23 protein-coding genes are annotated in these 23,566 nt (G+C 32.7%); 8 read left to right on the top strand and 15 right to left on the bottom strand.

The annotated features are described in order from the left end of the window. Positions 1-64: 64 nt before the first annotated feature. Both B4L98_RS13930 and B4L98_RS13925 read right to left on the bottom strand, forming a co-directional pair. Complete coding sequence (locus B4L98_RS13930; protein WP_291053483.1) at positions 65-295, bottom strand: ferredoxin; 231 nt, start codon at positions 293-295, stop codon at positions 65-67. A gap of 13 nt (positions 296-308) precedes the next feature. Beyond that, positions 309-1,601, bottom strand: a complete 1,293-nt coding sequence (locus B4L98_RS13925; RefSeq protein WP_038336270.1) for a peptidase U32 family protein — start codon at positions 1,599-1,601, stop codon at positions 309-311. 154 nt (positions 1,602-1,755) lie between these two features. Here B4L98_RS13925 and B4L98_RS13920 point away from each other — a divergent pair, with 154 nt between their 5' ends. Both B4L98_RS13920 and B4L98_RS13915 read left to right on the top strand, forming a co-directional pair. Then, positions 1,756-2,097 (top strand): DUF4377 domain-containing protein, encoded by a 342-nt coding sequence (locus B4L98_RS13920; protein ID WP_291078524.1) that lies wholly within the window; start codon positions 1,756-1,758, stop codon positions 2,095-2,097. 39 nt (positions 2,098-2,136) lie between these two features. Continuing rightward, on the top strand, positions 2,137-2,910 hold the full coding sequence (locus B4L98_RS13915; RefSeq protein ID WP_291078522.1) for a TrmH family RNA methyltransferase: 774 nt from the start codon (positions 2,137-2,139) through the stop codon (positions 2,908-2,910). Positions 2,911-2,971: 61 nt separating this feature from the next. On the opposite strand, the gene B4L98_RS13910 is transcribed toward B4L98_RS13915, so the two are convergent. Genes B4L98_RS13910 through B4L98_RS13890 form a run of 5 tightly spaced genes read right to left on the bottom strand, consistent with a single transcriptional unit; the run spans position 2,972 to position 8,667 of the window. Then, positions 2,972-3,886, bottom strand: a complete 915-nt coding sequence (locus B4L98_RS13910; protein WP_125349186.1) for a hypothetical protein — start codon at positions 3,884-3,886, stop codon at positions 2,972-2,974. A 29-nt stretch (positions 3,887-3,915) separates the two neighbouring features. Continuing rightward, positions 3,916-4,389, bottom strand: a complete 474-nt coding sequence (gene rnhA / locus B4L98_RS13905; protein WP_038336544.1) for a ribonuclease HI — start codon at positions 4,387-4,389, stop codon at positions 3,916-3,918. Positions 4,390-4,392: 3 nt separating this feature from the next. Next, positions 4,393-6,243, bottom strand: coding sequence for a M1 family metallopeptidase (locus B4L98_RS13900; RefSeq protein ID WP_280049255.1), 1,851 nt, complete (start codon positions 6,241-6,243; stop codon positions 4,393-4,395). Next, entirely contained in the window at positions 6,240-6,986 is a 747-nt protein-coding gene (locus B4L98_RS13895) for a lysophospholipid acyltransferase family protein (RefSeq protein ID WP_291078521.1), read from the bottom strand. The genes B4L98_RS13900 and B4L98_RS13895 overlap by 4 nt, the downstream gene beginning before the upstream one ends. A 55-nt stretch (positions 6,987-7,041) precedes the next feature. After that, a complete protein-coding gene (locus B4L98_RS13890; RefSeq protein ID WP_291046169.1) occupies positions 7,042-8,667 on the bottom strand; it encodes an alpha/beta fold hydrolase in 1,626 nt (541 codons plus the stop codon). A gap of 163 nt (positions 8,668-8,830) precedes the next feature. Between B4L98_RS13890 and pgi the strand changes: the two genes are divergently transcribed. Next, entirely contained in the window at positions 8,831-10,483 is a 1,653-nt protein-coding gene (gene pgi, locus B4L98_RS13885) for a glucose-6-phosphate isomerase (protein WP_286495847.1), read from the top strand. 46 nt (positions 10,484-10,529) lie between these two features. Here the strand turns inward: pgi and B4L98_RS13880 are convergent, their stop codons facing one another. The 8 genes from B4L98_RS13880 to B4L98_RS13845 form a co-directional block, all read right to left on the bottom strand. Beyond that, a complete protein-coding gene (locus B4L98_RS13880) occupies positions 10,530-11,768 on the bottom strand; it encodes an MFS transporter (RefSeq protein WP_286495848.1) in 1,239 nt (412 codons plus the stop codon). Further along, positions 11,768-13,501: a thiamine pyrophosphate-dependent enzyme gene (locus B4L98_RS13875; protein ID WP_286495849.1), complete on the bottom strand. Its 1,734-nt coding sequence runs from the start codon at positions 13,499-13,501 to the stop codon at positions 11,768-11,770. Before B4L98_RS13875 ends, B4L98_RS13880 begins: the two co-directional genes overlap by 1 nt. A gap of 234 nt (positions 13,502-13,735) precedes the next feature. Beyond that, positions 13,736-14,257, bottom strand: coding sequence for a plastocyanin/azurin family copper-binding protein (locus B4L98_RS13870; RefSeq protein WP_125349193.1), 522 nt, complete (start codon positions 14,255-14,257; stop codon positions 13,736-13,738). Between the two features lie 96 nt (positions 14,258-14,353). After that, positions 14,354-15,001, bottom strand: a complete 648-nt coding sequence (locus B4L98_RS13865; RefSeq protein ID WP_052217917.1) for a 7-carboxy-7-deazaguanine synthase QueE — start codon at positions 14,999-15,001, stop codon at positions 14,354-14,356. Positions 15,002-15,005: 4 nt separating this feature from the next. Next, positions 15,006-15,881 carry a bifunctional 5,10-methylenetetrahydrofolate dehydrogenase/5,10-methenyltetrahydrofolate cyclohydrolase gene (locus B4L98_RS13860; protein WP_125349219.1) on the bottom strand — a complete coding sequence of 292 codons (876 nt, stop codon included), beginning with the start codon at positions 15,879-15,881 and terminating at the stop codon, positions 15,006-15,008. A gap of 150 nt (positions 15,882-16,031) precedes the next feature. Then, positions 16,032-16,490 (bottom strand): hypothetical protein, encoded by a 459-nt coding sequence (locus tag B4L98_RS13855; protein WP_291078519.1) that lies wholly within the window; start codon positions 16,488-16,490, stop codon positions 16,032-16,034. 87 nt (positions 16,491-16,577) lie between these two features. Next, the gene (locus B4L98_RS13850; RefSeq protein WP_291078517.1) at positions 16,578-16,991 is read right to left on the bottom strand and encodes a hypothetical protein; all 414 of its coding nucleotides are present in this window, start codon (positions 16,989-16,991) and stop codon (positions 16,578-16,580) included. Position 16,992: 1 nt separating this feature from the next. Beyond that, complete coding sequence (locus B4L98_RS13845; protein WP_280062638.1) at positions 16,993-17,994, bottom strand: NAD(P)H-dependent glycerol-3-phosphate dehydrogenase; 1,002 nt, start codon at positions 17,992-17,994, stop codon at positions 16,993-16,995. A 96-nt stretch (positions 17,995-18,090) separates the two neighbouring features. Between B4L98_RS13845 and B4L98_RS13840 the strand changes: the two genes are divergently transcribed. The 5 genes from B4L98_RS13840 to B4L98_RS13820 all read left to right on the top strand — a co-directional run bounded on the left by B4L98_RS13840 (position 18,091) and on the right by B4L98_RS13820 (position 23,535). Further along, entirely contained in the window at positions 18,091-19,509 is a 1,419-nt protein-coding gene (locus tag B4L98_RS13840; protein ID WP_125349197.1) for a lipopolysaccharide biosynthesis protein, read from the top strand. Positions 19,510-19,511: 2 nt separating this feature from the next. Further along, positions 19,512-19,946 (top strand): dUTP diphosphatase, encoded by a 435-nt coding sequence (dut, locus tag B4L98_RS13835; RefSeq protein WP_038336568.1) that lies wholly within the window; start codon positions 19,512-19,514, stop codon positions 19,944-19,946. 93 nt (positions 19,947-20,039) lie between these two features. After that, on the top strand, positions 20,040-21,062 hold the full coding sequence (locus B4L98_RS13830) for a sugar nucleotidyltransferase (RefSeq protein ID WP_291046185.1): 1,023 nt from the start codon (positions 20,040-20,042) through the stop codon (positions 21,060-21,062). A 5-nt stretch (positions 21,063-21,067) separates the two neighbouring features. Next, positions 21,068-21,868, top strand: coding sequence for a DUF4292 domain-containing protein (locus B4L98_RS13825; protein ID WP_291046187.1), 801 nt, complete (start codon positions 21,068-21,070; stop codon positions 21,866-21,868). Continuing rightward, positions 21,868-23,535, top strand: coding sequence for a murein hydrolase activator EnvC family protein (locus B4L98_RS13820; RefSeq protein ID WP_286495470.1), 1,668 nt, complete (start codon positions 21,868-21,870; stop codon positions 23,533-23,535). Before B4L98_RS13825 ends, B4L98_RS13820 begins: the two co-directional genes overlap by 1 nt. The last annotated feature ends 31 nt before the right edge of the window (positions 23,536-23,566 follow it).

Raw genomic sequence — 23,566 nt, 5'->3', positions numbered from 1 at the left:
AATTTTAAAAATAAAAAAATCCATCAAAATTTTGATGGACTTTTTATATAGCTAATGTTTTAATCTATATTTCTTTTACTGTAATTATATTTACAGGGCAAGCTTTGGCAGCACGTTCGCAATTATCTACGATAGAATGATCAGGATCTTTCAACGTGTGGAAACCTTTTTTATCAATTGCTTTTAATAAAACAGATTTACCGTCTTTTTTTGACATTCTGAATCGTTCTGGTGCTAACTCATAACAATAGTTGCATCCGATGCATTTATCGCGCTGTAACGTAATAATGACCATTGATAACTATTTTTTAATGAGAATAAGCGCCTTCTTCAACACTATTTTGTTGCGTTCCTGGCTCTTCTACTTTTACTAATTTGTATAATTTATCAGAAGGACGAATTCTAAATTCCATCGGAATTGTAATCGAATCACCTTTTTTAGCTGTATCAGATTTTACATCTTCCACCATCATTTCTGTAACCACCATTTCTTTGGCTCCAGTTGTTGGTCCTGTTACTAAAATCAAATCTCCAACTTTCAAATCATAGGCATCAATTACAAATTGACCAATGCTTGGTTTTGGGAAGAAATGAACACCTTTTCCGATATAAACTTTTTTCTGAGTTGCCATAGAACCTGGAACAGCAGACCATTCTCCCAATTTTTGACCTAAATAATATCCAGACCAAAAACCACGGTTATAAACAGTTTGCAATAATCCCATCCAGTAATCCACTTTTTCTTTCGAATATGTTTTATCCGCAATAGAATCAATCGCTTCTCTATAAGCACGAATCACAGTTGCAACATATTCTGGAGCACGTCCACGACCTTCAATTTTCAATACTTTTACACCAGCATCAACCACTTCATCCAAAAATTCCATTGTACAAAGGTCTTTTGGCGACATCATGTATTCGTTATCTAATTCGATTTCGAAACCAGATTCTTGGTCGATTACGGTATATTTTTTACGACAGTTTTGTTTACAAGCTCCACGATTTGCAGAAGAATTGTGAGAATGTAAGCTCAAGTAACATTTACCTGAAACAGCCATACACAATGCTCCATGACCGAAAATTTCAATTTCAACTAAATTTCCACTTGGTCCACGAACATCATCTTTGATAATCTGTTCACAAATCTTTTTCACTTGTTTCAAACTCAATTCACGAGACAATACCATTGTATCAGCAAACATTGCATAGAATTTTACTGTTTCGATATTCGTAACGTTAATTTGTGTCGAAATATGAATCTCAATCCCAATTTGTCTTGCATAGGCAATAACCGATTGATCCATTGCAATAACAGCCGTAATATTAGCTTCTTTTGCTCTGTCCAATAAGTTTTTGATTAAAGATAAATCGTGATCGTATATAATTGTATTTAAAGTAAGGTAAGAACGCACACCTTTTTCCTCACAACGTTTTACGATTTCTGGTAAATCGTCCATTGTAAAGTTTATTGATGCTCTCGCACGCATATTCAACTGCTCAACTCCGAAATATACAGAATCAGCTCCATTATCTAAAGCTGCTTGTAACGATTCGAAATTCCCAGCAGGAGCCATCAACTCCATTTTTCCATCTTTGGTCATACGAAAATTCTGATTTTAAGGTGCAAAGGTACAACAAAAAATACAAGTGATTAAGTTATTTATATTCAAGTTAAATTTTTGAAAATGAATTTACTTTGAAGTTTGAGCAAGTTTTTAGCATAATATTTGTTGTCAAACAATAATATGATATACTATGAAAAAAATTATTTTATCAAGTATTTTAAGTGTTGGTTTATTTGCTTCTTGTGCTTCAACTAAAGAATTGAAACAAGGAGAAGAATTGTTAACAGTTGCTCCAGAAACAAGAGAATGTACCGCAGGAGTTGCGAAAATGCAATGTATGATGGTAAAAGAAGCAAATGCAGCTGAGTGGCAATATTTTTATAATCAGATTGAAGGATTTAAGCATGAACCAGGTTATGAATATCAAATTATTGTTTCAAAATCTAAAATTGAAAATTCACCAGCAGAGGCATCTTCATTAAAATATAAGTTGGTAAAAGTTGTAAGTAAAAAATTAGCAACAATGAAATAATTTGAATCTACTTCAAAGAATTTCGAGTAATTTTGTAAAATGTTAATAGAAAGTCTTCAAAATCCAAGGATTAAAAACTTGCTGAAATTGCAAGAAAAATCGAGAGAACGTAAAAATCAAGGTTTATTTATTGTGGAAGGAACACAAGAAAATGAATTAGCTGTAAAAGGTGGTTACGAAGCGGTTGAAATTTATATTTGCGAAGATATTTATAACAAATCAATTGATTTTGGACAGGCAAAAGTATTTACAATTACCAAACAAGTTTTTGAAAAGCTTGCGTATAGAAAATCGACAGGCGGAATTATCGGTGCCTATAAAACGAAATCTTCGACATTAACGGATTTACAATTACCAGAAAATGCGTTGGTTGTTGTTTTGGAAGCTGTAGAAAAACCAGGGAATCTTGGTGCAGTTTTACGAACTGGAGATGGAGCAAAAGTAGATGCTGTAATTGTTTGTGATGAAACAGTTGATTTTTTCAATCCGAATGTGATTCGTTCTTCGGTTGGAACATTGTTTACCAATCAAATTACATCAGCAAGTAAAGAGGATGTTTTGGATTTCTTAAAGTCGAAAAATATTCAAGTTGTTTCAACATTTTTGAAAGATGAAACAAAGAATTTATACGAGGCTAATTTTACAAAATCATCTGCGATTATTTTAGGAACTGAAGCAACAGGACTTTCGGACTTTTGGGCTGATCATTCAGATTCGTTGATTAAAATTCCGATGTTAGGTTTTGTAGATTCACTGAACGTAAGTAATGCTGCAGCGATTTGTGTTTACGAAGCAGTGAGACAAAGACAATAAGAGATATAATATTAAAAATAAAAGCCACTTCGAAAGAAGTGGCTTTTATTTTTTTAAGTTATCAACCAAATTTTTTCATGCGCTTTGCAGCCTCATTCAACCAAGGTTGATAATTACAGTGTTTTTGTATCGCTTGATAAATTCCGTTGCTATTCGGATCTTTTGGATCAAGTTCATAGATTAATGAATTAATAAATCCGTTTTTTATCGATTGACTTTTGATGTTTTCCAATAAAGTATCTGGGGAAAGACCTTGATATAATTTTTCTTGTAAGTTTGTTAAGACAATATTACGGTAACTCTGATACGTTCTATAATCCTCGTCATTATCTAAATCAATTTCGTCTAATTCTGTCAAAAAATTAACGGGTAATTGTTGTGAAGCAGGATTGTAGTAAGTGTACGAATCCTTGTATATGTACAACAAATTGATAAAATCGTAATTTAAATTCGTTTTTTCTGTTTTGATGAACGAAGAATTAACTTCTAATTTTTCTAAATTTTCGAAAACTTTTTGATGAAACTTTTTGATTTGATTTTTGAAATCTGGCGGAGCAAGTTTAAATAATTCGGTATGTTCAGTTAAGAATTTATCCGTTTTAAAACTTTTGTCAACCAAATAATTGTTTCGATTTTTTCCTATTCCAGAGAATTTGAAATTATTCTCCAAATGTTTTAAATCTGTATTTAGAATCAAACTATCACCTGGAATCAAATAAATTGTAAACTCTTCGCGCTCGATAGAAAGTGTTTTGTAGCCTTCGTCAACTAACTGAAGAGTATCCGAAAAGTTTCCATCAAAATCTAAAGCAAAAGCTTTTTCACGATTATTCAATAATAGATAAATGCTATCTGTTTGCGCATTTGCGATTCGTCCACTAAAGTAGACAAGTTCACCTTTTTCTTTTTTAGGCGAACAACTGTAAATTGTAATTAAAAGTAGTAGGAGAAATCTCCACAACGTCTTCATTTTCATTTTTCTCTCTGCCTCACAAAAGTAGAAAATTATTCTTCGTTTTGATGAATTTCGAAGTAAGAATCTATCTTAAAATTTTCTGGTTTATTTGCTGCCGCAACCGCCAATTTATCAGCTTCTTCGTTCCAATGATGTCCAGCATGACCTTTTATCCATTGAAATTTTACGCGATGAATTTTATAAACCTCTAAAAATCTTTTCCACAAATCAGCATTCTTCTTTCCTTTGAAATTCTTTTGCACCCAACCAAAAACCCAACGTTTTTCCACAGCATCTACCACATATTTAGAATCCGTCACAATGGTAATCTCCGTGTTGGTAAACTTTAGCGTTTCCAAAGCCGTAATGACTGCCAACAATTCCATTCGATTATTCGTTGTTAATCGAAAACCTTGAGAAATTTCTTTTTTGACTTTTTTCTCGGTTTCCAACAAAATACAACCAAATCCTCCTGGACCAGGATTTCCCAACGACGAACCGTCTGTATATGCTACAATCGCCATGTTTTATGGTTTGTAGTTTAACATTGTGTCAATTGTTTGACGCGCAACAAAATGATAATTTGGACGTGCATCTTTGTAAATATTCTTCGCTAAATCCAATTGATTAGATTCTTTTAAAGCTAAATATAAAGGTTCTAAAAATTTACGACGACCAACATTTACCAAGAATTCTTTCGCATTTGTGTTGACTTTATCGTAATGCATTAAAAATGCTTTTTCGTACCAAGCTGTTTCTATTTCTGGATTTTTAGAATTCGTAAAATCATAAATAGCATCCAAATAAGCTAAATCTTCCTTTGTGTTTTTAGTCGTATCAATTTGACGAATAAAATGAACCCATTCGTTTGTAGATTTCGTAGAAATTGCCACTTTTTTTGGTGCAACTTTATTTCTTCCGTTTGTAATATCTTGCTGTAATTGTGCTTCTGCTAAATCGAATAATTTTGAAGTAGGTTTTTTCAAATCTTTTGGCCAACCTATGTTATAAATCCATTCTTGAACAAAAGAATCGTCTCCATTTGTCAAATTAGCTTTCAAATATTCGACAAATTTTTCTGTAGTCATTGTTTGGAAAGCGTGCGAAGAAAAATATTGATTCAAGAATTTATCAAACTTTTCTCGTCCATATTTATCTTCTAACATTTTCAAAAATAAATAACCTTTATCGTAAGGAACATCAGAAAAAGCATCATCAGGATTTGCCCCTTTCATGTTTACTTTTAATGAAGTATATTTTTCTGGAATATTTTTCATTGATGTTTCTAAATCTTGAAAACCGATTACCGAAATCATATCCGCATAATCTTTTCCTTCTAATTCTTCCATAATTCTACGTTCGAAATAAACTGTAAATCCTTCATTTACCCAGAAATCATCCCAAGTAGAATTCGTTACCAAATTTCCAGACCAAGAATGCGCCAATTCGTGTGCAATCAAATTCGTCATCGAACGATCACCTACAATAGCAGTTGGCGTAGCAAACGTTAAACGCGGATTTTCCATTCCACCAAACGGAAACGAAGGTGGTAAAACCAAGACATCAAATTGTTCCCAAGGATATTTTCCGTACAATTTTTCAGCAGCAGTCACCATTTTTCCCATATCAGCAAATTCCCAAGCGGCAGCTTTCAATAATCCAGGTTCTGCATAAACACCCGTTCTGTTATCAATTGGTTGATATTGCACATCTCCAACAGCTAAAGCAATCAAATAAGGCGCAATTGGCTGAGGCATTTTGAAAGTATAAACTCCTTCTGCATTTTTTTCTTTCGGATTGATTGCGCTCATCAAAGGCAATAAATCTTTCGGTGTTTTTACTTTCGCATCATATGTAAGACGAACACTTGGTGTATCTTGAATCGGAATCCAAGAACGAGTTAAAATTGCTTGTCCTTGTGACAATAAAAATGGATGTTTTTTATCGTGCGTTTGTTGCGGATTTAACCATTGTAAGGCATTTGCATCAGGCGAAGTTTTATAAAAAACTTTTACAATTGTATCATTTGGTGTAACATCTATGATTAATGCTTGACCTTTGATCGAATCTTTTTCGCCTAATTTATATGTTGTTTTTTGACCATTCGCTAATAAAACAGAATCAATTGTTAACTTTTCGGTATCTAAAATCAATTGTTTTGCTTGATTATTTTCGAATGTATAAGCCGCAGAACCTTTAATTTGATGCGTATCAAAATCGGTTTCGATATCCAAACTCAAATGTTTGATGCGAGCTTTATCTAAATCAGCAAAAGTTTGATTATCCTTTACTTCAGTTTCTGTGCTAGAAGAGATTTGTTTATTGCAACTAACCGCCGTTAAAGCCGTTCCTAATGCGATATAAACTAAATTTTTCATTGTTCTAAGTCTTTTAATATTGTGTTGTAAGCAGCTTCTTTCAGCGCCACTTTATCTTTTTTAACGTCTAAATCTTTGGTTTCGAAAGTCGCCAATAATCGAACTTTTATTTTCCCTGGATATCCTCGAAACCAATTGAATGGAAACATTTTATTAACACCGTGAATCGCCAAAACAGCCAAAGGTGTTTGTGTTTCAATCGCAATGTTAAACGCTCCATCTTTGAAAGGATCCAAATAAATTTTGAATTCTTTGTCGTTTGTAACGCCGCCTTCAGGAAAAATAAAAATACTCAGATTTTTGTCTAACTTTTTCTTTGCTTCGGGATAAACAAGTGCTTTACTACGTGCACTTTTTCGGTCGACAGGGATACAAATTCGTTCGAATATTCGTCCAAAGATAGGGATTTTAAGCAATTCTGCCTTGCCAACAAATACGATAGGATGATGTTTTAGAATCGTCAACATCAACATAATATCCATCACCGAAGTATGATTAGCTATAAAAACATAATTTTCTTTCGGATCGAGTGGAACAAGTTTTTTGTAATCTATTCTGAATCCTGTTCCATACAACACAAATTTGCCCCAATATCTAATTAACGGATAAATATATGGGAATGTTTTTTCGAAACTTGCCAAAGGTAGCACGATAAAAACACCAATTGTTAGGACATAAATTGAGGCTAATAAAATCATCCAAATGCGCCAAATAAGGACGAAAAAACCTGTGATGTATTTCATTGAGTTGGTTTAGTTGGGTAAAGATATGGAGAAAATGAAAACTAAACCTATGTTCCTATTTTTTCAAAAACTTCAAAATGGCTTCATTTAATACTTTTGGTTGCTCGAAAGGAACATAATGTGTCGAATTTGGAATAATCAATAACTCTGCTTTTGAAATATTTTGTTGAATTTCTTTAGTATGACTCTCTTTTACTTCATCTTTTTCTGCAGCAATGACCAATACAGGATTTTGAATTTTATTTAATTCTAGTTTAGTAATTTTTGGTTCATTTAACATCAATTTGATTAAGCGTAAATTCGTATTTTCTGAAGATCTATTTACTAAACTTTTCAAATTCTCAATCAGTTCTTCGCTTACTCCATTTGGATTAAGAACTGCTCCAATTGTTATAATTTTATTAACTAATTCAGGATGTTGAGTATTGATAATTAAAGCTGTGTTTGCACCATCACTCCAACCAACAAGATTTACTTTCTTTAGATTAAGTTTTTGTATCACTTGAAGTAAATCGTTTGAAAATTCTTCATAAGTGTAAGGTGTATTTGTCAAATCTGTACTTCTCCCTTGTCCGCGCGTATCAAGAACAATTACTCGATAATGCTTGGCAAAAAATGGAATTTGTTGATAAAAATCTTCTATACTTCCGTTATTTCCATGTAAAAAAATCAAAGGCTCACCTTGTCCATATTCTTCATAATAAATCTTTGCATCGTTTATGTCAATATATTTTCCTAACTTATTTTTTCCATAAATCAACTTTTTAGCATTCTCTTTATGTTGATAATATGAAATTAATTCTTTTGTTTTTGTATCAATTTCTTCAGGCTTTTCCTCATTTATAGTCAATTTATCTTTTGAATATAAAAGATCTAAGTTGGCGATAAAAACGCCTTCGGAAGCTTCCCAATTACCTTGACTTTGATACCTAAACAATAAATCTTTTGCTAAAGATTTTTTAGCCGAAACACCAAAAACAAAATCTTCTTGATCTAATTTTTTATAACCAACTAATTGTAGTGTTGCAGCAATTTGATCAACATTTTTGAATCGAAATTTATAAGGTGTTAAATTAATTTTTTGCCATCCTGTTGTAGAAGTTTTATAAATAATGTTTTTATCTAAAATGGATTCTACGGGTAACCCATTTTTGACCGAATAAATATTAACTTTCAGCGTTATTTCTTCAAATTTAGAACTTGGAATAATATGAAAATTAAACGCATTCAGTTTTGTAGTTGGGTAAATTTCAAAAATATTTCCTTGTTCAATTGTAGGTACATTTTCATCAAACATTTTAGAAAAAGTAAGCATCGGACGAGTTTTTTGTCCAATAATTTTCTCTTTCATTTTTTCTGTTTTCAGTGTCACCTCTGACAATGAAATTGATTTTTCAGTTAATATAACAACAGAACTTTGTTGAATATCATGAACCGATTTTGAAGTTAAATTATAACCTGACGCATCAAAAACTAAATGAGTTTTAGTTAAATTTTCGGGAATTTCGATAGAAAATTGACCATTTTCATCTGTAATTGCTCCAACTTCTGAATTTTCTATTCCAATAGAACAGTATGAAATTGGCAAATTATTACTGTCTTTTACAGTTCCTTTCACTTGAATTTGGGCTTGAACGATTGTACAAATACTTAAAATTAATCCAAAAAAATAGTTGCTCATGACTTTGTTGTTTGCTATATGACGCATTGTTTTTAAAAAGGTTACATTAATCGTTTATTAATTATTTCATAAAATTTTCATCTAAAACGTTATCGTAATAATATTGGTTTTGAGATGAGCATGAAATGATTAAATTTGTTAAGGAAAGAATACTAAAAATATTATGGCTTTAAATACAATCAATCCAACAACTACGAATGCTTGGAATGCGTTAGAGAAACATTTTCAAACGATTCAACATACGTCAATCAAAGAATTATTTGCTCAAAATGCAAATCGTTTTGAAGAATTTTCGATTCAATATCCTTCATTATTAGTGGATTATTCGAAAAATAGAATTAATGCAGAAACGATTCAACTTTTGGTTGATTTAGCGAAAGAAATGGATGTTGATACAGCAATTCAGCAAATGTTTGAAGGAGATGTCATTAACGTTACTGAAAAACGTGCTGTTCTACATACAGCTTTACGCAATCGCTCTAATGAAGAAGTTTTGGTTGACGGAAAAGATGTGATGCCTCAAATTAATGAGGTGTTAGATCAGATGAAATCTTTTTCGGAGAAAGTAATTTCGGGTGAATGGAAAGGTTTTTCAGGAAAAGAAATTACAGACGTTGTCAACATTGGAATTGGAGGTTCTGACCTTGGACCTGTGATGGTGACGGAAGCATTGAAACATTATAAAACTCGTTTGAATATTCATTTTGTTTCGAATATTGATGGAACGCATTTAGCAGAAACTTTTAAAGAAATAAATCCAGAAACAACCTTATTTATTGTTGCTTCAAAAACATTTACAACGCAAGAAACGATGACAAATGCGTTTTCGGCAAAAGAGTGGTTTTTGAATTCTGATGCGCAAGAAGCTGATGTAGCGAAACATTTTGTGGCGTTATCGACAAATGCAGAAGGCGTTGCAAATTTCGGAATTGATACAGCAAATATGTTCCAATTTTGGGATTGGGTTGGCGGTCGTTATTCGTTGTGGAGCGCGATTGGTTTGAGCATTGCTTTGGCAGTTGGTTTCGATAATTTCGAAGAATTGTTAGAGGGAGCGCATGAAATGGATGTGCATTTCAAGACAGAAACTTTAGATCAAAATATACCAGTAGTTTTGGCGCTTTTAGGAATTTGGTACAACAACTTCTTTGGTGCAGATTCGGTTGCTTTGTTACCTTATGAACAATATTTATCGCGCTTTGCAGCATATTTTCAGCAAGGAGATATGGAAAGTAATGGTAAATATGTTGGTCGTGATGGAAAAAAAGTAGATTATGAAACGGGACCAATTATTTGGGGAGAACCAGGAACAAATGGACAACATGCTTTTTATCAATTAATCCATCAAGGAACAAAATTAATTCCAGCCGATTTTATTGCAGGAGCTAATTCGTTGAATGTTTTAGGCGACCATCATGCAAAATTATTATCAAACTTTTTTGCTCAAACAGAAGCTTTAGCTTTTGGAAAAGATGAAGAAACGGTTGTTGCTGAATTAGAAAAAGCAGGGAAATCGAAAGAAGAAATTGATTTCTTAACTGCTTTCAAAATTTTTGAAGGAAATCGTCCTACAAACTCAATTTTATATCAAGTATTGACTCCAAAAGTTTTAGGAAATTTAATTGCGATGTACGAACACAAAATTTTTGTGCAAGGTGTTATTTGGAATATTTTCTCTTTTGATCAATGGGGAGTAGAGTTAGGAAAACAATTAGCAAATGTGATTTTACCAGAGTTAGAAAATGATGAACAAGTTACTTCTCATGATGCTTCTACAAATGGATTAATCAATGCTTATAAATATTGGAGAAAATAATTTATCAATATAATTACTAAAAAATCCGCTCAATGAGCGGATTTTTTTATGAATTTTTGTGACCAGTTTCTTTTAAAAATAAGGTTAGAATAATGGCAATAAATATTCCAATGATCCAAAACCAAATTGCTTGATGATAATGTACAGTTTTATCTGTAACATTTACAATTTCGTTTCCATATAATTTAGCAAAAACAGGATTAACTAGAGAAGTTGCACCAAATGTCAAAAAGTTTTGAACTCCAGTTGCAGAGCCTTTTACATAATCTGGATTAGCTTCTTTGATAACCGAATATGGGATCATTGCGACTCCAGAGAAAAGCCCAAAAATGAAAAATGTAACTTTTATTGGAATTAAATCTGAAAGATAAATGAGTTGTAAAAACATCAGGATCATTCCGATACAACCAAAAAGAATAACAGGTTTTCTTTTTCCTATTTTATCCGTTATATAACCCATTAATGGACATCCAACTACCCAGCCTAGTGACGCCATAGCAGCAGTCATAGCAGCATTGTGAGCATCAAAACCTAAGTCTAATTTGAAAAAAGGAACAGCCCAAGTCATGGCAAAAATTGTTGTCGGTATAAATAATAATCCAGAAATAATACCAGTTAACCAAGAATTTGGATTGCTGAAAATAATTTTGAAAGGTTCAATAAAAGAGGTTTGTTTACTTTTTTCGATCTCTTCTTCAGACGATTTTGGAGTTATGAACAGCATTGCTACAGCTGGAATTATACATAAAACTCCAGCAATTATCCAAAATGTTTTATATCCAAAACCATTTTCTAATAATGGCGCAACCACAAATTGTCCTGCCGCTCCACCAAGCATTCCTATACATTGAGAGAAGCCTATTGCTGTTGCTAAAGATTTTGATGAGAATCCTTTGGTTGCTAAATAGACACAACCAGGAAAAGCAAATGCGCTACCTGCTCCTTGTAATAATCTGCCTGTTGTTCCAGCGAATTGGGAGGAAGCGATAAATAAAATACATCCTATTCCGAGTATAAAACATCCTGCAAACATCGAATATCTTGCACCAAATTTGTCTAAAAATATTCCAGCAATTAAAGCGAATATCGAATAGGTGTAATAATATGTTCCAATGAGAGAAACTAAATTTTCTTTAGAAATGTTGTAATTCTGAGCCAAATCTGTGATCATTAATGAAGGCGCAGAACGAGTTGCGTAATCAATGAAATAAAAGATTAAGCCTAAAACCCATGCAATGATGAAAAGTTTTTTACTTGATTGTGTGATAGATGATGGTTGATTCATTATAAATCTTTTAAATGTTTATAATTGGATTTAATCGTTTCCATTACCTCATTCATTTTTCCACCTAACATTAGTTTCGCCATAGATTTTGTCATTCCAATCATTTGATCAAGATCTACTTTTGGAGGCATTGCTAAAGCGTTTGGATTTGTAAATACATTTAATAAATACGGTCCATTATGCGCAAAAGCTCTTCCGATTGCATCAGGTAAATCATCAGGATTTTTAACCGATTCGCTTTCTATTCCCATTGCTTTTCCAATCAAAGTAAAGTCAGGATTTTCCATATCTGTTTCATTGTCAGGTAAACCAGCAACTTCCATTTCCAATTTGACCATTCCTAATGTTCTATTATTAAAAATAATTAGTTTAACAGGTAGATTATATTGTTTGATGGTTGCTAAATCTCCTAATAACATTGAGATTCCACCATCTCCACACATCGCAATAATTTGTCTATCAGGATATGCCATTTGTGCACCAATCGCTTGAGGCATTGCATTTGCCATAGAACCATGATTAAAAGATCCTAACATTTTCCTTTCCCCCGTACCCGTTATATAACGTGCTCCCCAAACACAACACATTCCTGTATCAACTGTAAAAATAGCATCTTTTGTAGCTAACTCATCTAATAAATAAGCTGCATATTCGGGTTGAATGGCATTTTCTTTTCCTTTTTCATGAACAAATGTCATTTTGCTTTCAAGAACTTTCTTGTACATTTCTAATTGACTATCCAAAAAATCTTTGTCTTGCTTAGGTTCTAATAACTCAATTAATTCGTTAATTGTTTCTTTTGCATTTCCGACTAATCCTAAATCAATTTTAGCTCTTCGTCCAAGTTTAGAGCCATCTGAATCAATTTGAATGATTTTTTTATCTGTTGGAATAAAATCTTTATAAGGAAAATCGGTACCAATCAAAATAATTAAATCAGCTTTGTGCATAGCATGATAAGCAGATGGTTGACCAAGTAATCCTGTCATTCCTATTTCATTTGGATTATTGGGTTGAATACTCATTTTTCCTTTGAACGAATATCCAACTGGAGCATGCAAATGACGAGAAAGTTTTATAACTTCTTCATTTGCTTGAGATGCGCCAATTCCACAGAATAAGGTAATATTATTAGCATCATTTATAATAGAAGCAGCTTCTCTTAATTCAGTTTTATTTGGAGTAATAATAGGTTGATTGAAATAGAAATTCGAGGTATAATTACTTTCAACGGCTTCCATTTCTGCAATATCTCCTGGAAGTCCAATAATTGCAACATCTTTTTTTGAAATAGCATGTTGTATTGCTGTTTGTACCATTCTAGGAACTTGTTCTGCTCGAGTTATAATTTGATTATAACAACTACAATCATCAAAAAGTTTAATAGTATTCGTTTCCTGAAAATAATCTGTACCAAATTCTATTGTAGGCAGAGTAGAGGCAATTACAACTAAAGGAGTTCTTGATTTATGCGCTTCATAAACTCCGTTAATCAAATGTACATGACCAGGACCAGAACTTCCAGCGCAACATCCAATCCCATTCAATTCTGATTCGGCAGTAGCAGCTATTGCTCCAGCTTCTTCATGTCTTACATGAACCCAATCAATTTTGTCACTTTGTTTAACTGCAATATTAAAAAAATTGAGACTATCACCAGTTACTGCATAAACACGTTTTATATTCGCTTTTTCTAGTAATTCTACAATTTGATGTGCTACATTCTTTCCCATAATAAAGTATTTTTTTGATTGTGACTAACAAGTTATGAAATTATAGGATAAAAATGTTTAAAATAAGTGTTAAATATTTGAATATTAAATTGTTGAAAAACAAAAAAGCCTGTTGAAAAACAGGCTTAAAATTAACACATGAGGACAAAATTTACTCTACTAAATCTTATACGTACATGAATATTTCAATATTTGTGCCAAAACTATATTTGACATAAAAAATAATTGCACAATCTATTTAACTGCTTTAATTTTTCCATTCATTGTTGCAAAATGTCCTGGGAAAGAGCATAAAAAATCATAAGTACCTTCTTCTAAGGTAAATTTGATTTGATCATTTTCTTTACCACCTAACAATTTTGTGTGCGCAATAATTTCTGATTGTAATTCTGTCGGAATATAATCTGTCGCCTTAGCAGAAGCCGCTGTATTTGCAAAAGCAGAAGCATCAGAACCTGGTTTTAACAAAATAAAATTATGTCCCATTGCTTCTTTTGACATTTCACCAGCATTCATTAAGATTAAAGTTACTTCTTCACCAGCTTTTACTGTAAATTCAGTTTTATCGTAGCGCATATCATCACTCGCTTTCAAAACAATATGATTGTTTGTAGCAGGCGTAGCTGTAGAAGTTTCAGCATCTTCTGATGGAGCTGTACTATAATCTATTTCTGGTTGAGTTGATTCATCTTTCTTAGAATCTCCGCAGCTCATCATCAAAATTGCCGCGAAACTCATCAAAGCTATTTTTTTCATTATTTCAATTTTTTGTTTGATGTAAAAATAATGAAATTCAGTAACTTAAAAAAATTTACTCAGTCTAAATAGAACTGATTTTAAACAGATAAATTTCTAAGGAATATCCAAATATTTGTGTGTTTGTAAAGAATAACGCCATTTTGGATTTTCTTTTACATATTCCACAATCAATGGAAGGTTTTTGTCGCGTTTGCTCCACTCTGTTTGTAAGAAAAGCGTACAATCTTTTCCAACTCGAGCAGCTTGTTCTTCAGCAAATTGAAAATCGTGATTATTGAACACAATACATTTCAATTCATTTGCAGCTTCGCAAACTTCGTCTAACGGCAACATTAATTTCTTAGGAGAAAGACAAACCCAATCAATTTCTCCGCTCAACGGATAGGCACCCGAAGTTTCAATATGGATTCTTGCACCTTTTTCGTGTAGTTTTTTTGTCAAATAAGTCAAATCCCACATTAAAGGTTCTCCTCCTGTAATGATGATTGTTTTGGCTTGAGAAGTTGCCAAATCCACCAATTCATCCACATTAGTTAAGGGATGCTTTTCAGCATCCCAACTATCTTTTACATCGCACCAATGGCAACCAACATCACAACCTCCTAATCGAATAAAATAAGAAGCCACACCTGTGTACATTCCTTCACCTTGAATTGTGTAAAAATGCTCCATAACAGGCAATAATTTCCCTTCTTGTATCAATTGTTGTTCTTCTGCAGTTGTTGATGCAATGTGTATCATAATTTTATTTTTTGTTGTTGTATGCCAACAATGTGTTTTTTAATAACATAGCGCGTGTCATTGGTCCAACTCCTCCTGGAACTGGCGTTATCCACGATGCTTTTTCTTTTACATTATCAAAATCTACATCACCAGCTAATCTAAATCCTCGTGGATTAGTTTCGTCATCAACGCGTGTAATTCCTACGTCAACGATAACCGCTCCAACTTTTACCATATCAGCTTTTAAGAAACCAGGAACACCTAATGCAGTGATCACAATATCAGCTTCTTTTGTAAATTGTTCTAAATTTTGAGTTTTCGAATGAGTTAATGTTACTGTACTGTTTCCAGGATTTCCGTTTTTACTCATCAAAATACTCATTGGGCGACCAACGATGCGAGAACGACCAATCACAACTGTATGTTTACCAGCTGTATCAATGTTGTAACGCTCTAACATTTCCATAATTCCGTAAGGTGTAGCAGGTAAAAATGTTTCCATTTCTAACGCCATTTTACCAAAATTCATCGGATGAAAACCATCTACATCTTTCTTAGGATCAATTGCATTGATAACCGCTTCTTGATCGATGTGTTTTGGTAATGGCAATTGCACGATAAACCCGTCCAATGTATCATCATTGTTCCATTTTTCAATTTCTGCAATCAAATCTTCTTGAGAAATTGTATCAGGCAAACGTAATTCTGATGACTCGAAACCTACAAAATGACAATCCTTGATTTTATTGTCAACATAGGTCTGAGAAGCACCATTACTTCCTACTAAAATTGCACCCAAATGTGGTACACGAACTCCTTGGTCCTTGTAATTCTGCACCAGCTCCTTGATCTCTTGTTTGATCTCTTTTGCCAGTTTAATACCGTCTAAAATTTGCATTGTTTTGTTGTGTTTGCGCAAAGATACGGACAAATTGGAAAATAAATCATTAAGTTTTGAGTTGATGATTTTCTGATTAAATAGAAAAACCACTTCGTTGTGAAGTGGTTTTAGCATTATTGATATTTTTTCTGCGATTCTTTTAAGTAATTAAAAACTTGTGTTGTGTTCATTTTTTTTAGAATTTATATTAAAAATAAACATGCCAGTTTCGAAATTGAAATAATAATCTTTTTCTCCATTTTTCAATTGAAACCATTCCAACAAACCATTTGTAAGATTAACACCAATCCAATTGATTTGTGAAGTTTTCAGATCGAAAATAAAATTATCATTCGGATTATTTGTGGTGATATAATGTATTTTGTCGTCCAAAACATATAAAACACCACTTCCTTGAAACGCTTTCATTTTCCAAAATTTTGATTGTTGATTTCCAAAGTTATAACGCAAAACTGCTTTGAACTCAGCATTTGTAGGAACTTGTGCTAACAAAGCATTTTGTTTCTTTTCGCGTGATTTACTTGCCCAAAAAGCAATTCCAAAAATTAACAAAAAAGGCAAAATACAACAAAGTAATGATGATAGTAATGAAAGAATGTTATCCATAGTAGATTGATTTAGGTTGTGTTAAGATACAAAAAAAGCTGTTAGTTTTCTAACAGCTTTTTTTAAATTTTATAAAGTTTGATTTTATTACAAATTACTCATTTTCTCTTCCACTACTTTTCGTTCTTGTGCAATCAAATTATCTTCTTCTGTCGGAAATTGAAAAATTCCAGAATTGATGCTTTCAATGCGTTTCAAGACTTCGTAAGATGCTTTTGCTTTTACAGCATCTTCTCGATTTAGATAAATACGAATCGCTTTCATAAACGTCAAAATATTTTTCTTTTTCAATTCATCTGCCAGCAAAAATTGATCGCGTTCTTCGTTTGCTTCCAATAAAGTAGACAAATTATTGTCATCAATTTTGTAATACGATTGTAACATTTGATTGAAAATAATCAAAAAACCTTCATCAGCATTTCCAACTTCTAACGAAATAATTCGTGCCAATGTTTTGTTTAATTCTTGAATATATTTTGAAATAAAATCTTGTTTAATCATCTTAATCTAATTTTTTAGACAACTTTTCGAAAGTTTTCTTCGGATTTTTATCTTCATATAAAATCTTATGAACAGCGTTGATAATTGGCGCTTTTATTTGATATTGCTCATTCATAATCGCCACACCTTTTGTCGCATAATAGCCTTCGGCAACCATATTCATCTCCAAAATAGCAGATTTTACAGTGTAACCTTTTCCGATCATATTCCCGAACATACGATTTCGTGAAAAGAACGAATATCCAGTCACCAACAAATCGCCTAAATAAGCCGAATCGTTAATTTTACGCTTCATTGGACTTGCTGTTTTCAAGATATGATTCATTTCTCGAATTGCGTTACTCATCAAAACTGCTTGGAAATTATCTCCATAACCCAAACCGTGTGCAATACCTGCTGCAATTGCGTAAATATTTTTCAATACCGCGCCAAATTCAGTTCCGTAAATATCGTTTGAAAGTTTTGTTTTGATAAAATCACATGCCAAACAATCCGCAACAACTTGCGCTTTGTTTTCGTCTTGCGCCGCAATTGTCAAATATGAAAGTCGCTCTAAAGCTACTTCTTCTGCGTGGCAAGGACCACTTACAATTCCTAATTGTTCTTCTTTTACGTCGAATTTATCAAATAAATATTGTCCAACCAATTGATAATAATCTGGAATAATTCCTTTGATTGATGTCACAACAAATTTATCTGTCAACGGAACAGTTAATTTACTCAAACAATCGGCAACGTAAATAGATGGCACAACCAAAAAGATGATATCCGAATTCATGACAACTTCGTTGATATCCGTTGAAATTTTAAGCTTTTCTGACTTAAATTCGACATCAGTTAAATAATTTGGATTATGTCTATTTCGCTCCAAATATCCTTTTACGTATTCATCTTTTACCCACCAGTTGAAAGTTTCAAGGTTTTTATTCAGCATTTTTGCAATCGCAGTTGCCCAGCTTCCATTCCCTATTAATCCAACTTTACGATTAGATAACTCTATCATAATATATGTATTGAACAGACAAAGTTAATTAATTTGTAGCTTAGGTATTTTGAATTTTACGAAAAGAAACTCAATTTTGTAAAAATTTTAACGACTTTGTATAAAAAGCTTTTTAGTGAGACCATTATCTACGGTATTGGCTCTATATTGCCGAGGGTAATTATTTTAGCATTGAATTTTTTTATTATCAAGCAAGTTGATAATTCAGATTTTGCAATGTTTTCTCAATTATATTCTGCGGTTTCTTTCCTGAATGTCATTTTAACATTTGGTTTCGAGACTGCATTTTTCCGTTATGCAACCGAAGAAGGAATGTATCAAAAAGTGTTGAATACAGCTTTTTGGTTTATGGTGATGAGTTCTACTGCAATGCTCGTTTTAGTTTTTCTTTTTTTACAACCTCTGGCAGATTCTGCAAATTATAGCGATCACCCAGAATATATTTTGTGGTTTGCGTGGATTGCTTTTTTTGATGCAATTTGTGTGATCCCTTTTGCAGTTCTACGTTTTAAAAATCGACCAATATTATATACAACAATTCGCGTAATTCAGAATGTTTTTCAAGCAGTTTTGACAATTGGTTTGTTGTATTATGTTTCGAAAGATTTTATGCTAGGTTTAGGTTTTGATAATGCGATTTCCTATCCTTTTATAGCGAATTTATTAGCGAGTATTTTAGGATTTGTATTATTAATAGGCGTTGTACGTCATGTTCAATTCAAATTTGATCAATCACTTTTCAAACAAATGTTTTTGTACGGTTATCCGATTATGATTGCTGGTTTGGGGTATATTTTAAATGAAAATTTCGATAAATTAGTTCAACGACAATTAATAGATCCAGCAGCAGCGGGTTCTTATGGTGCTTGTTACAAATTAGCAACATTAATGACGCTTTTCGTTACAGCTTATCGAATGGGAATAGAACCATTTTTCTTTAAAGTTGCCAAAAAAGGAGATGCAAAACAGACATACGCGAATATTTTGTTCTTTTTCAGTATCATTTGTAATATTGTAATTCTTGGAATTTTAGCAAATATTGACTGGATTAAGAAAATATTTGTTCCAAATTCAACGTATTGGAATGCTTTAGATATTGTCCCAATTATTTTAATTGCGAATTTATTTTTCGGAATTTATTATAACCTTTCAACATGGTACAAAGTAACGGATAGAACAAGTATCGGAACTATAATTTCATTGGTTGGTGGTGCGATTACTATTATTTTGAATGTTTTTTTATTGCCAAAATATGGTTTTATGGTTTCTGCCTGGACAACTTTATTGGCGTATGGTGTAATGATGGTGATTTCGTACATTTGGGGTCAGAAAGTTTATCCGATTCCGTATAAAGTCAATAAAATTGTACTTTACATGGGAATTGCAATTGCTTTAGCATGTACAAATTATTACATTCTCGATTCTAATTTGATTATTGGTAATCTGATTCTTATCGTGTACATTGCGTTTATTGCGTTTGCGGAAAAAAATACACTTAAAAAACTAAGAAAATAAAGATGAAAGTAAAAGTTATCAACATCTCGAAACACGCTTTACCAGAATATAAAACAGCTTTATCGGCTGGAATGGATTTAACAGCTAACATTGATGCACCAATCGAATTAAAACCTTTGGAAAGAAGATTAATTCCAACAGGATTGAGCATCGAATTACCAGCAGGTTACGAAGCACAAGTTCGTCCTCGTAGTGGAATGGCGTTAAAATATGGTTTAACTTGTTTGAATTCTCCTGGAACAATTGATGCAGATTATCGTGGAGAAATCGGTGTTATTTTAGCTAATGTTTCAAACGAAGCCGTTACAATCAACGATGGGGAGCGTATTGCACAATTAGTGATCGCGAAACACGAAACGGTTGAGTGGGAAGAATCTAACGCTTTAAATGAAACTGAACGCGGAGCTGGAGGTTTCGGAAGTACAGGAAAACAATAATTTTTTTGTCATTCTGAGCTTGTCGAAGAATCTAAAAAAGAAGTAATTCAATTATAAAATATCAATCTAACAAAAAATATTTTTAGAAATAAAATGAAAATTATTATCCCAATGGCAGGACGTGGTTCACGTTTACGCCCTCATACATTAACAACACCAAAACCATTAATTCCAATTGCAGGAAAACCAATCGTGCATCGTTTGGTAGAAGATATTGCGAAGGTTTGTTCAGAAAAAATTGACGAAATTGCTTTTGTAATTGGTGATTTTGGAGCTGAGGTTGAAGCTGATTTAATTGCAATTGCAGAAAAATTAGGAGCAAAAGGAACAATTTGTCATCAATTGGAGCCGCTTGGAACAGCGCATTCTATTTGGATGGCAAAAGAAGCTTTGGATGGACCAACGGTTGTGGCGTATGCAGACACATTATTTCGTGCAGATTTCAAATTAGATATGGAATCGGATGGCGTTGTTTGGGTAAAACAGGTCGATAATCCTTCGGCTTTTGGCGTTGTGAAATTAGATGATAACAGTGTTATTACAGATTTCGTTGAAAAACCAAAAGAATTTGTTTCGGATTTGGCGATTATTGGGATTTACTTTTTCCGTGATGGACAAAAGTTATATAAAGAAATTGAATATTTATTAGAAAATGATATTCAAAAAGGTGGAGAATATCAATTGACAGATGCATTAGAAAATATGCGTGCTGCAGGTGATAAATTTACGCTTGGAAAAGTGGACGAATGGATGGATTGTGGTAATAAAGCGGTTACAGTTGACACCAATACACGTGTGTTGAATCTGGATAAAGAAGATTTCAAAACGATTCATTCTTCTGCAAAAATTGACAATTCATTAATCATTGAACCATGTTTTATTGGAGAAAATGTCGTGATTAAAAATTCGAAAATCGGACCTTTTGTTTCATTAGGAAATGGAACGGTTGTTGAAAACTCGAATATTGATAACAGTTTGATTCAAGAAAATTCAATCATCAGTAATGCAAATCTTACAGATACAATGATCGGAAACAATGCCAAATATTATGGTGTTTCGCGAAGTATCAGTTTAGGAGATTATTCAGAATTGGATTTCAAATCACACAAAGCATAAAAATTATGATTAAAAAATTAACGTATATCTTTTGTTTAGGGGTTCTTGCAACAGCTTGTAACACTCAGAAAGCAGCAAAAGTAGATAAAGATAATACAGAAGTTGTTTCGGCTTCTTCAAAAATTATTCAGCAAACCTTGTCAAAAAAATCATCATTCAAAGATTTGACGATTAAGGCAAAAGTAACAGCAGATTTAGAAGAGATTTCTGGAGATGCAAACGCTACAATTGCTGTGAAAAATGGGCAAAAGATATGGGTTAATGCAACAAAATTTGGATTTACAGGTGCTCGCGCATTGATTACGCCTGATGGTTTTTCAGCTTTTGAAAAGTTAGGTGGAACATATTATGAAGGAGATTTTTCTATTGCAAATAAATTATTGAAAGTTGATTTTGTCGATTATCAAAAATTACAAAATTTGATGTTAGGAAAAGTTTTCGTTGATCTAAATCCAACAGATTATACAGCTACTTTTACAAATAATCAATATACGATTACATATAATAAAAATCAAGCAATTGCGACTTCTCCAAAAGAAGGCGAATATATACAAACATATGTTTTTGATAACGGTTTTCGATTGAAAGAAGCACATCTGAAAGATCCAAAACGAAAAATGGAAGTTGATTTGGCTTATGACAATTGGATAAAAGCTGGAGCAGAGGAATTTCCGAAAAATGTTAAAATTATTATAAAAGAGAAAAAAACGCGTCAAATAGACTTGGAATATAATAGTTTTACGTTTCAGGAAACGAACACACCGTTCTCAATTCCAGATGGGTATAAGAAAAAAGAAATAAAATAATGAAGTTTGTTTTATCAACTGTACTTTTAACGTTGTCATTATCAGTGTTTGCGCAGGTTCCGTACAATAAAGCGAACTTACAAAAACAGAATGCTCAGCTTAAAAAAGAGATTATAAACTTAAACAAACAACTCGAGGTTAATAAGCAAAATTCGAAGTTAAATGTTGATTTTGTACAGAATTTGACGAAAAAAATTCAGGTACAAACAAAATTAGTTAACAACTTATCGAAAGAAAAACGCTTTATCGAGGATGAAATTTATTTAACTCAATTAGAGATTAATAAACTTTCGCGCGAGTTGGTTGAGCTAAAAAAAGACTACAAACAGGTTTTGGTTCGAGCATATAAGAACAAATCTGTTGAAAATAAATTACTTTTTGTTCTTTCTTCTAAAAGTTTGGGAGAAGCATATCGTCGTATCAAATATTTAGAAAAATATTCGGCTTTTCAATTAGGACAAGCAAATGAAATAATTGGTAAACAAACTGATATTCAGACGAAAAAAGCAAAAAAAGAAAAAGCGAAAGACGAAAAAGAAAAAGTACTTTCTCAGCAAACTTTATTTAGTCAAAATCTTGAAAAAGAAAGATTAACAAAAGAGAAAGCGGTCGAAGAATTCCGTAAAAACGAAGGTGTTATTGTTGCTGAAATCAATGCAAAAGAAGCACAACAACGTCAAATTGATGCACAGATTAAAGCAATTATTGAAGAAGAGATTCGACAAGCAAAGATTCGTGCAGAAAAAGATTTAAAAGATTGGAACGAAGCTAAACGAGGAAATACAATTGCATCTTATAATGAGTATTTAAGAGATAACCCAAAAGGAGATTATGCGAAATCAGCTCGTACAGCTATTTTAAGAATTGAGAATGATGCCAAAGCATGGAATATTGCACGTTCAGCGCATACAAAACAAGCGTATCAATCTTATTTAAATCATCATCCAACAGGAAGTTTCGTATCTACAGCAAAAACAGAAGTTGCTAAATTTGAACAATTAGAACGCGAAGCTGAAGCAGAACGTCAACGTATCATTGCACAACGTAAAGCAGAAGAGGAAGCTCGTTTGAAAGCTCAAAAAGAAGAAGATGCTCGTAAAATTGCAGCAGCTAAAGCTGAAGCTGAGCGTAAAGCGAAGATAGAAGCTGAGCAGAAAGTTGTTGTAAAAGTGCCAGAAAAAGAACGTGTTGTAAAAGTAGATGCAGTAAAACCAGCTGAGACTTTTGCAGAACGTCCAGATTCTGAAGGTATTTCGGGAGAATTCTCATCAAACAAAGGTCGTCTACCTTGGCCTGTTGATAAAGGAACGGTTGTAAGTAGATTTGGAGCTAATTCTCACCCAGTTTTATCTAATATTACAACGCAAAATAGTGGTGTTGATATTTCAACTTATCGTGGAGCACATGCACGTGCTGTTTACGAAGGAACTGTTCAAGCTGTAATGAGTGTATCTGGAAATGGTAAGTCTGTATTGGTAAGACATGGTTCGTATTATTCAGTTTATACAAACTTATCAAGTGTAAGTGTTTCGAAAGGTGATGATGTAAAACGTGGTCAGTCTTTAGGAATTATCTATACAAGTGGAGATGGAGAAACAATCATGAATTTCCAAGTTTGGAGCGGAACAACAAAACAAAATCCTGCTTCTTGGGTAGCGGGAATGTAATAAATTAATTATATATTTGCATTAAAATCAA

The sequence above is a fragment of the Empedobacter sp. UBA5528 genome, assembly GCF_002426075.1.
GTDB classification, from domain to species: domain Bacteria; phylum Bacteroidota; class Bacteroidia; order Flavobacteriales; family Weeksellaceae; genus Empedobacter; species Empedobacter falsenii_B.
The sequence above is the reverse complement of the archived record's forward strand: the minus strand, read 5'-3'. Positions and strand labels throughout refer to the sequence as shown.

What these genes read in the sequence shown, in the direction of transcription:
- B4L98_RS13930 (WP_291053483.1), bottom strand. Translation starts at nt 295, where the DNA reads ATGGTCATTATTACGTTACAGCGCGATAAATGCATCGGATGCAACTAT.
- B4L98_RS13925 (WP_038336270.1), bottom strand. Translation starts at nt 1,601, where the DNA reads ATGACCAAAGATGGAAAAATGGAGTTGATGGCTCCTGCTGGGAATTTC.
- B4L98_RS13920 (WP_291078524.1), top strand. Translation starts at nt 1,756, where the DNA reads ATGAAAAAAATTATTTTATCAAGTATTTTAAGTGTTGGTTTATTTGCT.
- B4L98_RS13915 (WP_291078522.1), top strand. Translation starts at nt 2,137, where the DNA reads ATGTTAATAGAAAGTCTTCAAAATCCAAGGATTAAAAACTTGCTGAAA.
- B4L98_RS13910 (WP_125349186.1), bottom strand. Translation starts at nt 3,886, where the DNA reads ATGAAAATGAAGACGTTGTGGAGATTTCTCCTACTACTTTTAATTACA.
- rnhA (WP_038336544.1), bottom strand. Translation starts at nt 4,389, where the DNA reads ATGGCGATTGTAGCATATACAGACGGTTCGTCGTTGGGAAATCCTGGT.
- B4L98_RS13900 (WP_280049255.1), bottom strand. Translation starts at nt 6,243, where the DNA reads ATGAAAAATTTAGTTTATATCGCATTAGGAACGGCTTTAACGGCGGTT.
- B4L98_RS13895 (WP_291078521.1), bottom strand. Translation starts at nt 6,986, where the DNA reads ATGAAATACATCACAGGTTTTTTCGTCCTTATTTGGCGCATTTGGATG.
- B4L98_RS13890 (WP_291046169.1), bottom strand. Translation starts at nt 8,667, where the DNA reads ATGAGCAACTATTTTTTTGGATTAATTTTAAGTATTTGTACAATCGTT.
- pgi (WP_286495847.1), top strand. Translation starts at nt 8,831, where the DNA reads ATGGCTTTAAATACAATCAATCCAACAACTACGAATGCTTGGAATGCG.
- B4L98_RS13880 (WP_286495848.1), bottom strand. Translation starts at nt 11,768, where the DNA reads ATGAATCAACCATCATCTATCACACAATCAAGTAAAAAACTTTTCATC.
- B4L98_RS13875 (WP_286495849.1), bottom strand. Translation starts at nt 13,501, where the DNA reads ATGGGAAAGAATGTAGCACATCAAATTGTAGAATTACTAGAAAAAGCG.
- B4L98_RS13870 (WP_125349193.1), bottom strand. Translation starts at nt 14,257, where the DNA reads ATGAAAAAAATAGCTTTGATGAGTTTCGCGGCAATTTTGATGATGAGC.
- B4L98_RS13865 (WP_052217917.1), bottom strand. Translation starts at nt 15,001, where the DNA reads ATGATACACATTGCATCAACAACTGCAGAAGAACAACAATTGATACAA.
- B4L98_RS13860 (WP_125349219.1), bottom strand. Translation starts at nt 15,881, where the DNA reads ATGCAAATTTTAGACGGTATTAAACTGGCAAAAGAGATCAAACAAGAG.
- B4L98_RS13855 (WP_291078519.1), bottom strand. Translation starts at nt 16,490, where the DNA reads ATGGATAACATTCTTTCATTACTATCATCATTACTTTGTTGTATTTTG.
- B4L98_RS13850 (WP_291078517.1), bottom strand. Translation starts at nt 16,991, where the DNA reads ATGATTAAACAAGATTTTATTTCAAAATATATTCAAGAATTAAACAAA.
- B4L98_RS13845 (WP_280062638.1), bottom strand. Translation starts at nt 17,994, where the DNA reads ATGATAGAGTTATCTAATCGTAAAGTTGGATTAATAGGGAATGGAAGC.
- dut (WP_038336568.1), top strand. Translation starts at nt 19,512, where the DNA reads ATGAAAGTAAAAGTTATCAACATCTCGAAACACGCTTTACCAGAATAT.
- B4L98_RS13830 (WP_291046185.1), top strand. Translation starts at nt 20,040, where the DNA reads ATGAAAATTATTATCCCAATGGCAGGACGTGGTTCACGTTTACGCCCT.
- B4L98_RS13825 (WP_291046187.1), top strand. Translation starts at nt 21,068, where the DNA reads ATGATTAAAAAATTAACGTATATCTTTTGTTTAGGGGTTCTTGCAACA.
- B4L98_RS13820 (WP_286495470.1), top strand. Translation starts at nt 21,868, where the DNA reads ATGAAGTTTGTTTTATCAACTGTACTTTTAACGTTGTCATTATCAGTG.